9 protein-coding genes are annotated in these 13833 nt (G+C 75.7%); 7 read left to right on the top strand and 2 right to left on the bottom strand.

Going from position 1 to position 13833, the window contains the following annotated elements; genetic code table 11:
• Positions 1-17 precede the first annotated feature (17 nt).
• The 7 genes from ACIQGQ_RS14170 to ACIQGQ_RS14140 all read left to right on the top strand — a co-directional run bounded on the left by ACIQGQ_RS14170 (position 18) and on the right by ACIQGQ_RS14140 (position 10351).
• A complete protein-coding gene (locus ACIQGQ_RS14170) occupies positions 18-1256 on the top strand; it encodes a sensor histidine kinase (RefSeq protein WP_402394921.1) in 1239 nt (412 codons plus the stop codon).
• A gap of 67 nt (positions 1257-1323) precedes the next feature.
• Positions 1324-2583 carry a M48 family metallopeptidase gene (locus ACIQGQ_RS14165; RefSeq protein WP_402394918.1) on the top strand — a complete coding sequence of 420 codons (1260 nt, stop codon included), beginning with the start codon at positions 1324-1326 and terminating at the stop codon, positions 2581-2583.
• Between the two features lie 96 nt (positions 2584-2679).
• Complete coding sequence (locus tag ACIQGQ_RS14160) at positions 2680-3312, top strand: response regulator transcription factor (RefSeq protein ID WP_366296696.1); 633 nt, start codon at positions 2680-2682, stop codon at positions 3310-3312.
• 105 nt (positions 3313-3417) lie between these two features.
• On the top strand, positions 3418-3837 hold the full coding sequence (locus ACIQGQ_RS14155) for a CU044_2847 family protein (RefSeq protein WP_402394916.1): 420 nt from the start codon (positions 3418-3420) through the stop codon (positions 3835-3837).
• A 3-nt stretch (positions 3838-3840) separates the two neighbouring features.
• Positions 3841-6024: a trypsin-like peptidase domain-containing protein gene (locus ACIQGQ_RS14150; protein ID WP_402394914.1), complete on the top strand. Its 2184-nt coding sequence runs from the start codon at positions 3841-3843 to the stop codon at positions 6022-6024.
• On the top strand, positions 6021-6989 hold the full coding sequence (locus ACIQGQ_RS14145; RefSeq protein ID WP_402394912.1) for an AAA family ATPase: 969 nt from the start codon (positions 6021-6023) through the stop codon (positions 6987-6989). The genes ACIQGQ_RS14150 and ACIQGQ_RS14145 overlap by 4 nt, the downstream gene beginning before the upstream one ends.
• Positions 6986-10351 carry an SAV_2336 N-terminal domain-related protein gene (locus tag ACIQGQ_RS14140; protein WP_402394909.1) on the top strand — a complete coding sequence of 1122 codons (3366 nt, stop codon included), beginning with the start codon at positions 6986-6988 and terminating at the stop codon, positions 10349-10351. The genes ACIQGQ_RS14145 and ACIQGQ_RS14140 overlap by 4 nt, the downstream gene beginning before the upstream one ends.
• A 7-nt stretch (positions 10352-10358) precedes the next feature.
• Here ACIQGQ_RS14140 and ACIQGQ_RS14135 read toward each other — a convergent pair whose 3' ends face one another.
• On the bottom strand, positions 10359-11555 hold the full coding sequence (locus ACIQGQ_RS14135) for a lipid-transfer protein (RefSeq protein WP_402396006.1): 1197 nt from the start codon (positions 11553-11555) through the stop codon (positions 10359-10361).
• A 47-nt stretch (positions 11556-11602) separates the two neighbouring features.
• Complete coding sequence (locus tag ACIQGQ_RS14130) at positions 11603-13786, bottom strand: acyl-CoA dehydrogenase (RefSeq protein ID WP_402394906.1); 2184 nt, start codon at positions 13784-13786, stop codon at positions 11603-11605.
• Between the last annotated feature and the right edge of the window lie 47 nt (positions 13787-13833).

Below are 13833 nucleotides of genomic sequence, written 5' to 3'. Positions count from 1 at the left end.
GAACGGGGGAGACGGCCATGACCGGGAACCGGACGGACGAGGCGTGCGAGGGCCGGCGGCCGCGCCCGTGGCGGCGGGGCGGGAAGGCGGGGCGGCGCCCCGGTCCGCCCGGTCCGTTCGCGCTGCTGCCCTGGCTGCTGCTGGGCCTCGGCTCCTTCTCCAACCTCTTCCAGGGCGAGGCGTCCAACCCCTGGCTCGGCGGTCTCGGGCTGCTCCTGTTCAACTCCCTCTACGTGTCGGTGGTGTTCCGGGGCTTCGAGCGGTCGAAGCGCGAGAGCCCGGTGTCGTACGTACTGCTCGGCGCGATGACCGCCGTCACCCTGGCGCTGGCGATCGGGTACGGCGGGAGCTGGCTGCTGTTCTTCCCGCTGCTCTCGCTGGCCTGCGGGACCATTCTGCGCAAGCGGCGGCTGGGGCTGGGGCTGTTCGCGCTCACCGCGGTCGCCGTGGCGGTGGCGGTGTGGCGGGGCGGCTCGGAGCCGTGGACGATCGGCTACGGCACGTTCATCTCCGGGGCGGTGACCTCCGCGATCCTGGCCCTTTCGGAGACCGTGATGGAACTGCGCGCCACCCGGCAGGAGCTGGCCCGTACGGCCGTGGAGAAGGAGCGGCTGCGGTTCTCCCGGGACCTGCACGACCTGCTGGGCCACACGCTCTCGGTGATCGTGGTCAAGTCGGAGGCCGCGCGCCGGCTCGCCCCGCGCGATCTGGACGCGGCGCTCTCCCAGGTGTCCGACATCGAGGCGGTCGGCCGTCAGGCGCTCACCGAGATCCGGGAGGCGGTCACCGGCTACCGGGAGGGCAGCCTCGCCACCGAGCTGGACCGGGCGCGCTCGGCGCTGACCGCCGCCGGGATCGAGCCGGCCCTCCGCCGCTCGGGGCCGCCGCTCGCCCCGCAGACGGAGGCGCTGCTGGGCTGGGTGGTCCGGGAGGCCGTCACCAACGTCGTACGCCACTCCCGCGCCACGAGCTGCTCGTTCGTCCTGGAGGGCGCGGCCGGCCGGGTCCGGCTGACGGTGACGGACGACGGCCCCGGTCCGGACGTTCCGCCGGGCCCCGGCGTCGGCGGAACCGGCCTGACCGGTCTCACCGAACGCCTGGCCGCGGCGGGCGGCAGCCTCCGCGCGGGCCCCGGACCGGGCCGCGGCTTCGTGGTGACGGCGGAACTCCCGGCGGACGGACCGGACGCGGGCGGGCCGGAGCCGGACGGGGCGGAACAGAGCGGGAGCCGGGCGGCGCCGGACCGGGCCCGGTGAGTCACGAACGGACAACGAATACCCGTTCGAGCAGTACCGATGCCGGGTTCCGCACAAGATCGTATTCATGACGGACGACTCGGACGCTCGCTGCCCCCGGTGCCACACGGCGCTTCCGACGGCGGACGACCGGTTCAGCAGTTGGTGCCCGGCCTGCGACTGGAACGTGGACCCGGCCGGTCCGGTCACCGTCTCCAGGGGCGCCTCCCGCGAACTGGCGCGCCACGAGCGCCTGTACCGGCGGACGGCGGAGCACGGCACGGACACCCCGCCCCGGAGCGCCGCCCGGTACGTCGCGTTCGCGTTCGCCACCGTCGTCAACCTGGTCACCGTCGGCCTGGCCGTGACCGGGGTGTGGCTGCTGGCCACCGGCACCCGCCCCCAGCAGGTGCTGGGGGCCATCGAACTCCTCGCCGCCTTCATGCTGTTCCCCCGTCCGGGCCGGCCGCCCCGGCACGCCGTCGACCGCGCCACCGCGCCCGCGCTCCACGCGCTCGTCGCACGGATCGGCGCCGAGGTCTCCACCCGCCCGCCCGACCTGATCGCCTTCGACACCCGGTACGGGGCCCACTGGACGTCCGTGGGCCTGCGCCGCCGCCGGGCCCTCGTCCTGGGCATGCCCCTCTGGGAGACCCTCACCGACGACCAGCGGCTCGCCCTGCTCGTCCACGAACTCGCCCACGCGGCGGACGAACGACGGCCGCACGCCCGCTGGATCCGCTCCGCGCTGGAGGCGCTGGCGGGCTGGGAGAACCTGCTCAGGCCGGACCCCGAGCAGAACCGGCCGTACCACGACCCGCGCCAGGAGCTCGCCGGCGGCGGGCGGGCGGGCAACCTCGCCCGGGCGGGCGAGATGATCGCCCGTCCGCTGATGGGGCTGCTCTCCCAGGGCGCGCACCTGCTCCACTCGGGGCTGCGGTGGCTGGACCCCCGGTCCGTCGACCGGACGTACCGGGCGGACCGGACGGCCGCCGGCCTCACCACCGCCGCCACCACCGAGTCCCTGCTGCGGGCCCTGCTGCTGCGGGAACCCGCTGCCTTCGCCCTGCACCGCGTCACCCGGGGCGGCGGCGATCCGTGGGAGGCGATGCGCGCCTACTGCGCCTCGGTCCCGGACTCCGAACGGGCGCGCCTGCACCGCCTCTCCGAACTCCGGGGCGACGCGTCCGGCACCGGGAAGCCCCCCACCCATCTGCGCATCCGGTTCGCCGACACCCTCCCCCGCACCGGACCGGCCCTCTCCCCGGACGACGACGGGATGCGGGCGCTCGACCGGGAGCTGACCGCCGTCCGCGCGGCGATCGCCGCGGAGTGCCGGGTGGGGTAGGCCCACCCGCCGCAGCGTCTCGACGACACCCGTGCGCGGCGGTCGCGGACGGCCCCGAACGGCGGGGCAGCGCTTAATCTGTCCCGCGTGAACGAGATGCCGCAGGACCACCGCCCGGCACGGCTCACCCGGGTGCTCCTCGCCGAGGACCAGGGGATGATGCGCGGCGCGCTCGCGCTGCTGCTGGGGCTGGAGCCGGACATCGAGGTGGTGGCGCAGGTGGGGTCCGGGGACGAGATCGTGCCGACCGCGGCGCGGGTCCGGCCGGACGTGGCGCTGCTGGACATCGAGCTGCCGGGGTGCAGCGGGCTGGACGCCGCCGCGGAGCTGCGCGCGGAGGTGCCGGACTGCCGGGTGCTGATCCTGACCACGTTCGGCCGCCCCGGCTATCTGCGCCGGGCGATGGAGGCCGGGGCGGCAGGTTTCCTGGTCAAGGACGGTCCGGTCGAGGAGCTCGCGGTGGCGGTGCGGCGGGTGCTGGCCGGGGAGACGGTGATCGATCCGGCGCTGGCGGCCGCCGCGCTCAGCGCCGGGCCCAGTCCGCTCACCGCGCGCGAGCGGGACGCGCTGAACGCCTCGGTGGACGGTGCCACCGTCGCCGACATCGCGGCGAAGCTGCATCTGTCGGAGTCCACCGTGCGCAACTACCTGTCCGCGGCGATCGGCAAGACCGGTACCCGCAACCGGATGGAGGCGGTGCGGGCGGCGCGGCAGCAGGGCTGGCTCTGAGGGGTGTGACCGGGAGAAACGGCCGGACGGCGTCAATGTATCGATGACGTAACCGAGTTGGCCATCAGGTCGTTCGACGGGCGCCCGCGCGGTGAGAATGCCGTCGTGTCCACAACACCTGACTTCGCACTCGACGACGGCACACCCGTCCGCTTCCTGCTCGCGCCGGCCGCCGGAACGTCGGGGTCCGCGCCCTCCCCCGCGTACGACGAGGGGGACCTGCCGGAAGGGATGGGGCGGGCGGTACCGGTGGCCTCCGGGGGTGGCCGGGCGGTGGCCAACCTGGCGATCGGGGCCCTGCGGGGCGCGCTCAAGCCGGTCGGCCCGCTGCTCCAGGAGGTGCACGACGCCGCGGTGGCCTCGCCGAACCCGCCCACCGAGCTGAGCGTCACGTTCGGCGTCCAGATCGGGCAGGACCTCAAGCTGGGGATCGTCGGCGGCAGCGGGCAGGCCCATCTCACGGTCACCGCCGGCTGGAACCCGGTCCCGGCCCGGGGCGCCGACGCCGGACCGGCCGCCGAGTAGCGCATGGGGTGGTTCGGGCTCAGCGGCGACGCCCCGGTCGAGGACCCGTCCCGGCTCGTCGTCACGGTGCGCCGGGACGAGGACGGCCGGGTCGCGGGCGCGGGATTCGCGCTCGGCCCCGATACGGTCCTGACCTGCGCCCATGTCGTGAACGAGGCCTTGGGACGGCCCCTGCTCGATCCCCGGACGCCTCGGCGGGAGGAGATCCGGGTCGAGGTGCGGGGCACCGCCGTCACGTCCTGCCGGGCCCGGCTGCTCCACTGGGTCGCCCCGCGTTCCCCGGGCGGCGGCCCGGTCCGGGAGACGGACCAGGAATGGCTGGGCGACCTGGCCGTGCTGCGGATCGACGAGCCGGCCGGGCGGGACGTGCCGACCCTCGTACCCGGGCGGGCCGGCATGGCGGCCGGTCAGCCGGTGCACGCCTGGCACGGCGGCGGGCACCCGTCCACCCTGGCCCGGCTCACCGTCGCCGCGCTCCACGCCCCGCTCGGCCACCTCGACCCCGCGCTCGGCTATCTCGACGGCGAGGCCACCGGCATGGCGGTCGGCCCCGGGTACAGCGGCGGCCCCGTCTGGTGCCCCGGGGAAAAGGCGGTCGTCGGCCTGGTCGTGGCGCACTTCCTGCCGCCCCGGTCCCCCGCCACCGGGGAGCCCCTCCCGTACAGCCCGCAGCAGCTCGTCCGGCGGAGCTGGGCGGTCCCCTGGCAGCGGGTCAGGGACGAGCTGGCCGCGGTGGGCGGCCTCCCGCAGGAGCTGGAGCCGGACGAGGACGGCGGGCCCGATCCCGACGACCCGGCGCTGATCCTCCTGGAGGAGGCCGTCGCGGAGATCCTGTACTCGTCGACCGAGCGCTCGACGGCCGCCGCGCGACTGGCCCGGCACTGCGGGATCGTGGAGGGCAGCTCCGTCACTCCGCCCACGCACGCGGAGTTCGCCCGGTTCCTGCTCACCCATCCCCGGGCCCTGGCCGCCTTCTCGGGCATGCTGCGGCGCTCCAGTCCGGCCTGGGCCGACCGGGTGCTGGCCGCCGGTTCGCTCAGCGGCACGCCCAGGCTGCTGTCCCCGACGGAGTACGCGGCCCTGCGCCGGCTGCTGCGGGACCTGGACCGGGCGGTGCTGGCCAGGATCCCGGAGGCCGTGCGCGCCGCGCTGCCCCATGTGCCGGCCGCCCCCGGCGAGGAACCCCTGGGCCTGCTCCTGGACCGGCTGGAGGCGCTGCCCGGGGACGGCCACGCGGCGGGCGGGGAGCGCCGCGTCCCGGCCCTGCTGCGGGTCATGGAGTACGTCGGCGCGCTGTCCTCGTCGGGGAAGCGGGCCGAGCAGCGGCTGTGGGCCGACGGGGTCGCCCAGCGGCTGGGCATCTCGCGGGCGGCGCTGGGCGAGCGCCGGACGGACTCCCAGGCGTGGGGGCGTTCGATGCGCGGCCGGTCCGCGCGGACCCGGGTGCTGGTCCAGGTGACGCGGGCCGAGCGGGGCCTGCACCGGCTGCGGATCTGGTGCGACGAGGGCGCGGGCCCGCGGCAGGTCTCCACGGACAGTCTGACGGCGTACTCGGCGTCGGACGGGGCACGGGAGGTACTGCGGGTCCTGGACTCGCTGACCCCGGCGGCCGACGACGAGCAGGCGCCGCTGGTGGAGGTGCTCGTCGACCGGGCGAGCCTGAACCTTCCGGTCGACGAGTGGACGGCGTACGACGCCGACGACATCGTTCCCGGGGTGCTCGGGGTGGAGTTCCCCCTGGTCGTGCACTGCCCCGAACTCGTGCGCAAGCACCGGCGGTTCGACTCGCACTGGCGCGGCCGGTGGCGTCGGCTCGACTCGGGGAAGACGCTGGTCGTCGACGACGCCATGGCCCCGGGGGCCCTGTACCCGATGCTGGTCAACCAACTCGACACGGTGCGCGTCTGTGTGGACGTGCCGCCCGGCCCCCGGGACGGCATCGTGCAGGCCTGTCTCGTGCTGGGGATTCCCGTGGTGGTGTGGGACCGGAGCCAGGACGGCGCGTCCCATCTCGTCCGGCACATGGCGGACGTCGCCACCCCCGAACTGCCCGACGGGGTACGCGACTACCGGGCGAACGCCCACGCCCGGCCGCCCGATTTCCCCGGCCGCCCGGTCCTCGCCTGGGCCGACGCCGACCGCACCGTACCCCGGCTCCATCTGACCGAACCACAGGAGAGCGCATGACTTCCGCTGCCGGAGCGTCCGGAGCTCCCGGGACCGACTGGCGCCTCTTCCACGGCGACGGCGAGCCCCGGGACGTGGCCCTGCCCCCGGCCCCGCCGTGGCGCCGCTTCACCCCGGAGCGGCCGGACCGCCCCGGCATGCCGTACGTGATCGAGCCGAGCCACGCGGACATCGTGAACGCGGCGCTGCTGCTGCGCCGTCCGCTGCTGGTCACCGGCCCGGCGGGGACCGGGAAGTCGTCGCTCGCCCATGCCGTCGCCCGGGAGCTGCGCCTGGGCGAGCTGCTGCGCTGGCCGGTCAACAGCCGCTCCACGGTGAAGGACGCGCTCTACCAGTACGACGCGATCGGGCGGCTGCGCGAGACGACGCTCAGCCGGGACCGGGGCGACGCGGAGCCGTCGATCGGCACGTTCGTGCGGCTCGGCCCGCTCGGGACCGCCCTGGTGCCGTCGGCGACCCCGAGGGCGCTGCTCGTCGACGAGATGGACAAGGGCGACGTCGACCTCCCCAACGACCTGCTGACGGTCTTCGAGGACGGGGTCTTCGACATCCCGGAGCTGACCCGGCTCCCGGAGGACATGGCCGACGTGGAGGTGCGGACCCTGGACCACCGGGGGACCGTCGTGGTGCACCAGGGGGTCGTGCGGTGCTCCGAGTTCCCGGTCGTCGTCATCACCAGCAACGGTGAGCGCGACTTCCCGCCCGCGTTCCTGCGCCGCTGCGTCCGGCTGGATCTGCCGGTGCCCGACGAGGAGCGGCTGCGGTCCATCGTGGCGGCCCATCTCGGGGAGGAGGCGCTGCGGACGGCCGACGACCTCGTCGAGGCGTTCCTGCGCCGCCGCGCCCCCGGGGAGCTAGCCACCGACCAGCTGCTCAACGCGGTGTTCCTGCGGACCGGCGGCGTCGACCTGGACGCGGAGGGGCTGCTGGACGCCGTGCTCCACCAGCTCACCGGGGCGATGTGACCGTGTCCGGCGACGGGGCGCGGCTGGCCGAGGCGTTGCGGGTGCTGTCGGCCTGCGGGCACGAGCTGGACGCGGACCAGTTGCTGGACGTGCTGTGGCTGGCGCGGAGCCTGCCCGCGGGGCCCGGTGCCCCGCTGCGGCGGGAGCGGCCCGGGCAGGCCCCGCCCGCCGCCGGGCCGGATTCCGGGGCGGAGGGGGCGCGGGAGGCGCCGGGGCCCCCGCCGAAGCCGGGGCCCGACGACGACGGCCTGCCCGATCTGACCGCCCCGTCCCTGTACGCGGCGGCGCGGCGGTCCCCGGCGCCCGAGCCCGTCCGTCACCACTCCGGCGGTGACGCCCGCAGGGCCATGCCGGTACGGGTCCCCGAGGAGAAGGCGCTCGCCGACGAGCTGGCGCTCGGCCGGGCGCTGCGGCCGCTGCGGCGCCGCCGGGAGAGTCCGCACCGGCTGGAGGTCGACGAGGAGCTGACGGCCACCGAGTTCGCCCGGACGGGGCTGGCCGATGTGGTGCAGCGGCCGGTGCGGGAGCGCTGGCTGGATCTGGTGCTGCTCGTCGACGACGGGCTGTCCATGCTGTTGTGGCACCGGCTCGGGGCGGAGCTGCGGGCCCTGCTGGAGCGGCTGGGCGCCTTCCGGACCATCCGGGTGCTGGGGCTGGACGCGGGGGGCGTACGGCCCCGGCTGCATGCCCGGCCGTTCCGTGCCGACGGCCCGGAGCTGGCGCCGAGCGCGGTGAACGACGCCTCGGGCCGGACGCTGCTGCTGGTGGTGAGCGACGGGATGGGGGCGGCCTGGCGGTCCGGCGCGATGCACGGTCTGCTCGCCCGGCGGGCGGCGCGGGGCCCGGTCGCGGTGGTGCACACGCTGCCGCCGGAGATGTGGGAGGCGTCGGGGATCTCCGCCGAGCGCTGGCGGGCGACCACCCGGCGGATCGGCGGGGCCAACGCGTCCTGGCGGATCGTCGATCCGGTGCTGCCGCCGGAGATCGCCGCCTTCGAGGGGGTCCCGGTGCCGGTGCTGGCGCCGGAGCCGGCCGCCTTGCACGACTGGGCGCGGCTGCTGGCCTCGCCGGGGGCGACGGTGGAGCTGCCGCTGCTGGTCCGGCCGGACGCGTACGCGGCGCCGGACGTGCCGCCCCGGGGTTCGGGCGGTGCCCAGCACTTCCGGGACGCGGCGACCCCGGAGGCGTACCGGCTGGCGGCGCACCTGGCGGCGGTGGCGCCGCTGTCGGTGCCGGTGATGCGGCTGGTGCGGGGCGCGGTGCCGTGGCGGGCCAGTACCGCGCATCTGGCGGAGGTGTTCCTGGGCGGGCTGATGCAGCCGCGTCAGGCGCCGGTGCCGGGGCCGGTGCCCGCGAAGCACCGGATCTTCGACTTCTCCGACGAGACCAGGACCGTGCTGCTGGACGCGGTGCCGCCGGCGGAACTGTTGCGGACGAGCCGGCGGATCGGGCTCCGGCTCGACGAGCTGGCGGGGCGTTCGCCGGACTTCCCGGCCTGGCTGTCGCACCCCGAGGGGCCGGCCGAACTCCTGGACGCACAGCTGCCGTTCACCAGTGTGGAGCGGCGGCTGCTGTCCCGGTTCGGGGTGTCGTCGGGTGGCGGCCCGTCCGGTTCCGGGCCCGGTCCGGAGCCGGAACCGGAGGAGGTGGACGGCTGGCGGCCGCTGCGGCCGGAGGACCCGCGCCGGCTCGGCGCGTACACCCTGCGCGGGCGGCGCCGGGGCCACCGCACCGTGGTCTACCGGGGGTTCGACGCCCGGGGCGGCGAGGCGGCGCTGCGCATGACGCATCCGGGGGTGCCCCCGGTCCACCGGTGGCTGGTCGAGGTGGAGGCGGAGGCCCTGTCCCGGCTCCAGGGCCAGTACGCGCCCGCCCTGCTCGCCACCGGTGAGCACGACTCCGCCCCCTGGCTGGCGATGACCACCGTCGCGGACGCGGACGCCCCGGGGACGGAGCCGCCCCGGCTGGAGGACGTCCTCAACCGGGCGCTCACCGACGGGGTCGCGCCCTTCGACACGCTGCGCGGGCTCATCGTGGCGTTCTACCTCGCGAACGCGGTGGCGCTCTGCCATGTCAACGGGCTGGTCCCGGCGTCCCTGGGCGCCGACAGCGTCTTCGTGCTGCGGCGCTCGGTGGTGCTGGCCGATCTGTCGGACTGCGCGGTGGACGGGGAGTACGCGGGGCCGGGTCCGGTGCCGACCCGCGAGGACAACATGTACGCGCTCGGGGAGCTGCTCCAGCTGATCAGCAGCAAGCCCGGTGCGCGCCTGCGGGGCATGCCGGAGGGGATGCACCTGTGGCAGGGCGACACCTGGACGGAGCTGCGGCTGCTGGTGCTGCGCTGTCTCGACCCGGACCCGGCGCGACGGCCCACGGCGGGCGAGGTCGGCGAGGTGCTGGGCAAGTACGTCGCCCGGGCCCGCGCCCAGTACCGGGATCCGGCCCCGGGGGCGGAACGGCCGGCCCCCGCCCGGCGGGCGGTTCCCGCACGGCGCGAGGCTCCCGTTCCGCTGACCCCGCCGACGCTGCCCGGCACTCCGGGGGACGAGGCGGCCGGGCCGCGCCTCGCCCGGTTCGGGGCGGCCCGCCGCAGGGCACGGGAGCGGCTGGCCCGGTTGCGGGCGCCGATGACGTACGGCAGGCGGCTGGCGCTGATCGGCGCGCACCGCTACAGCGGGCGGGCCACCACCACGATGGCGCTCGGGCAGTTGCTGGCGGCGGTGCGGAGCGAACCGGTCCTGGCCATGGACGCCGCCGGGGACTCCGGGGCGCTGGCCGCCTTCCTCCCGCCCGGGGACCGGCCCGTCCCGCGCGGGCTCGCCGCGCTGGCGCCGTCGTCCCCGTACGAGGAGATCAGCGCCCGGACGGCCCGGCTGGGCCCGGGGCTGGAGGTGGTCGCGCATCCGCCGGGCCACTTCAGCCCGAGCCCCACGCACGACCACGACTACGTCGCCGTCCTGGGGCTGCTCGCCCCGTACTACTCCTTCGTGCTGAGCGACTGGGCTCCGCTGGGGCTGGGCGGGCGGGCGGACGTGGTCCTGGACCACACCGACGAGTTGCTCGTCTGCGGCAGCACCGCCGAGACCTCCGTCGGGGAGACGGCGCGGCTGCTCGCGCGGCTGCGGGGGACGGAGCACGCACACCTGGCGGACCGGGCGATCGTGGTGGTCACCGATGTCGACGGCCACCGGGGGCAGCTGTCCCACGGGCTGGCCGAACGGCTGGGGGTGGCCCCGGAACGGCTGGTGCGCGTCCCCCACGACCCGGCGCTCCGCTCCCCCGGCTGGGACCTCGGCCGGCTGCGGGCCGCCACCACGGAGGCGTTCCTGGACCTCGCGGAGCTGGTGCTGCCGCCCGCGTGACCGGGCGTCAGCGTCGCAGCAGGGTCACCACGGCGGCGCCGCCGAGCCCGATGTTGTGGGTCAGTCCGGTGCGGGCGCCGTGCACCTGGCGGTCGCCCGCCTCGCCGCGCAGCTGCCAGGTGATCTCCGCGACCTGGGCGATGCCGGTGGCACCGAGCGGGTGGCCCTTGGAGATGAGCCCGCCGGACGGGTTGACCACCCAGCGGCCGCCGTAGGTGGTGGCGCCGGACTCGACGAGCTTCCCGGACTCCCCCTCGCCGCAGAGGCCGAGCGCCTCGTAGGTGAGGAGTTCGTTGATGGAGAAGCAGTCGTGGAGCTCGATGACGTCCAGGTCGGCGGCCGAGACCCCGGCGGCCTCGTACACCTGGCGGGCGGCGGCCCGCGACATCGCCGGCCCCACCGCGTCGATGCAGGTGCCCGAGGCGAAGGAGTCGCCGGTGTCGGTGGTCATGGCCTGGGCGGCGATCTCCACCGCCCGGTCGCCGAGGCCGTGGCGTTCGACGAAGCGTTCCGAGACGACGACGGCGGCGGCCGCGCCGTCGGAGGTGGGCGAGCACTGGAGCTTGGTGAGCGGGCGGTGGACGGGTTTCGCGGCGAGGACCTCCTCGACCGTGTACGGGTCCTGGAACTGGGCGTACGGGTTGTTCACCGAGTGCCGGTGGTTCTTGGCGCCGACGGCGGCGAGCTGCGCCTCGGTGGTCCCGTACCGCGCCATGTGCTCGCGGGCCGCGTTGCCGAAGATCTGGGCGGTGGGCGGGCTCGCCTCGAAGCCGTGGGCGGCGGCCATGATCCCGTAGTGCCGGGCGACCGGCGAGGTCTTGAAGTCGGCGGCGGCGCCGCCCGCGCCCCCGCCGCCGAGCGGGCCGCGCGTCATCTTCTCGAAGCCGAGCGCGAGGACGCAGTCGCTGCCGCCGCCCTCGACGAACTGGCGGGCCGCCATCAGGGCGGTGGAGCCGGTGGCGCAGTTGTTGTTGACGTTGTAGACGGGGATGCCGGTCAGGCCGAGCCCGTAGACGGCGCGCTGGCCGGCGGTGGAGGCCTGGAAGCAGTAGCCGACGACGGCCTGCTGGATCCGCTCGTAGTCGAGCGAGGCGTCGGCGAGCGCCGCCGTTCCGGCCTCCTTCGCCATGTCCCAGTACTGCCAGTCGCGGGTCTCGGGCTTCTCGAACTTCGTCATGCCGACGCCGACGACGTACGCCTTCATGAGTTTCATGGGTTTCACGGGGGCGGTCCCTTCGGTTTCGATCGTGTTCAGTCGCGCGGGAGGCCGAGGATGCGCTCGGCGACGACGTTGAGCTGGACCTGGGTGGTGCCGCCCGCGATGGTCAGGCAGCGGGACATCAGGAAGCCGTGCAGGGCCCGTTCCCGGGGTCCTTCGCCGGTGGCACCCGCCGGGCCGAGCAGTTCGAGGACGAGTTCGGCGACCTTCTGCTGGTGGGTGGTCTGGACGAGCTTGCGTACGGAGGCCCCGGCGCCGGGTTCGAGTCCGGAGACCTGCCGCAGGGTGGTGCGCAGTCCGACGCAGCCGAGCGCGTGGGCCTCGGCGGCGAGCGCCCCGATCCGGGCCCGGCAGGCGCCGTCGAGTTCGCCGGAGCGGGCGATCAGCGCTTCGAGGCCGGTGTCGAAGGTCATCTGGTCGGCCATGTGGACGCGTTCGTTGCCCAGGGTGTGGCGGGCGACCTTCCAGCCGTCGTGGGGTGCGCCGACGACGGCGTCGGCGGGCAGCAGGACGTCGTCGAAGTACACCTCGTTGAAGAGCCGGTCGCCGGTGATCTCGCGCAGCGGCCGGATGTCGATGCCCGGGGTGTTCTTCATGTCGACGAGGAAGTAGCCGATGCCCCGGTGCTTGGGGGCGCCGGGGTCGGTACGGGCGAGGAGGATGCCGTGGTCGGCCCCCTGGGCGGCGCTGGTCCACACCTTCTGGCCGTTGATCCGCCAGCCCTCCTCGGTGCGTTCCGCCTTCGTACGGAGGGAGGCGAGGTCGGAGCCGGCGCCGGGCTCGGAGAAGAGCTGGCACCACAGGAGTTCGCCGCGCAGGGTGGGCAGCAGGTAGCGCTCCCGCTGCTCGGGCGTTCCGTGGGCGATGAGCGAGGGCACCACCCAGGTGGCGATCCCGAGGTCGCTCAGCCTGATGCCCTGTTCGGCCAACTCCCGCTGGATGGCGAGCTGCTGGACGGGGCCGGCGTCCAGCCCGTGGGGGGCCGGGAGGTGCGGGGCGGCGTAGCCGGTCGGGGCGAGGGCGCGGCGGGCGGCCTTCGGGTCGAGCCCCCGGGCCCCGGCCACGGCCTCGCGGGCGGCCTCCCGGTACGGGGCGGCCTCGGCGGGCAGTTCGAGGGCGAGCCCGCGCCGGGCCCCGGCCTCGGCGAGCCGGACGGCGCGCAGCCGGTGGGTGTCGCCGGAGCCGAGCAGCTGGCGGGCGACGAGGGCGCGGCGCAGATACAGATGGGCGTCGTGCTCCCAGGTGAAGCCGATGCCGCCGAGGATCTGGATGCAGTCCTTGGCGCAGCCGAACGCGGCTTCGAGGGCTTCGGACGCGGCGAGGGCTGCGGTCAGGGACCGCACGTCGGGGCCGGTGCCCTCCTCATCGGCGGCACGGGCGGCGTCCCAGACGAGGGCGCGGGCCCGTTCGACCCGTACGAGCATGTCGGCGCAGAGGTGCTTGACGCCCTGGAACTGCCCGATGGGGCGGCCGAACTGCTCGCGCACCTTGGCGTGTTCGGACGCCAGGTGCAGCGTCCGGGCGGCGGTCCCGCAGGCTTCGGCGGCGAACAGGACGGCGGCGAGGTCGCGGACGCGCACGGTGTCGGTGGCGACGAGCCGGGCGGCGGGGACGAGCACTCCGGCGGCGCGGACCTCGGCGGTGGGCCGGGTCGGGTCGGCGCCGAGGTGCGCCCGGACGGTCAGCCCCTCGGCGGCGGTGTCGACGGCGAACCAGAGGGTGCCGGTGGCCGATGCGGCGGGCAGGAGCAGCAGGTCGGCGTCGGCGGCGGAGAGGACGGGGGGTGCGGTGCCGTCGAGGAGGTGGCCGTCGCCGTGCTCGACGGCGGTGAGGGTGCCGGGTCCGAGTGCGACGGCACCGATGCGCTCCCCCGCCGCGAGGGCCCGCGCCAGGCCGGGCGGTCCGGACTCGGCGAGCACGGTGGAGGCGAGGGAGGTGGCCAGGTAGGGGCCGGGGAGGGCGGCGCGTCCGGCCTCTTCGAGGACCACGGCCAGGTCGAGGAGGCGGCCGCCGTCACCGCCGTGCTCCTCGGGGAGGTGGAGGGAGAGCAGGCCCTGTTCGGCGAGCCCGTCCCAGTACTTGGGACGTACGCCGGGGGTGCCCGGGGCGTCCGCGTCGAGCAGGGCGCGGATCTCCTCCGGTGGTACGGCGCGCGCCAGCCGGCCCCGTACGGCCTGTGCCAGCTCCCTGTGTTCTTCGGTGATTCCGATGCCCATGCGGATCCTCGCCGGTCGCAGCCACTGGAACGGCCGCAAGAGTAGAA

Origin of the sequence: Streptomyces sp. NPDC092952 (assembly GCF_044754785.1) — a bacterium.
Taxonomy (GTDB): domain Bacteria; phylum Actinomycetota; class Actinomycetes; order Streptomycetales; family Streptomycetaceae; genus Streptomyces.
Note: the sequence above shows the minus strand (reverse complement) of the source record. Positions and strands in the feature narration are given on the sequence as shown.

Excerpts from the sequence above, each read along its gene's own strand:
- ACIQGQ_RS14170 (WP_402394921.1), top strand. The coding sequence starts at position 18 with ATGACCGGGAACCGGACGGACGAGGCGTGCGAGGGCCGGCGGCCGCGC.
- ACIQGQ_RS14165 (WP_402394918.1), top strand. The coding sequence starts at position 1,324 with ATGACGGACGACTCGGACGCTCGCTGCCCCCGGTGCCACACGGCGCTT.
- ACIQGQ_RS14160 (WP_366296696.1), top strand. The coding sequence starts at position 2,680 with ATGCCGCAGGACCACCGCCCGGCACGGCTCACCCGGGTGCTCCTCGCC.
- ACIQGQ_RS14150 (WP_402394914.1), top strand. The coding sequence starts at position 3,841 with ATGGGGTGGTTCGGGCTCAGCGGCGACGCCCCGGTCGAGGACCCGTCC.
- ACIQGQ_RS14145 (WP_402394912.1), top strand. The coding sequence starts at position 6,021 with ATGACTTCCGCTGCCGGAGCGTCCGGAGCTCCCGGGACCGACTGGCGC.
- ACIQGQ_RS14135 (WP_402396006.1), bottom strand. The coding sequence starts at position 11,555 with ATGAAGGCGTACGTCGTCGGCGTCGGCATGACGAAGTTCGAGAAGCCC.
- ACIQGQ_RS14130 (WP_402394906.1), bottom strand. The coding sequence starts at position 13,786 with ATGGGCATCGGAATCACCGAAGAACACAGGGAGCTGGCACAGGCCGTA.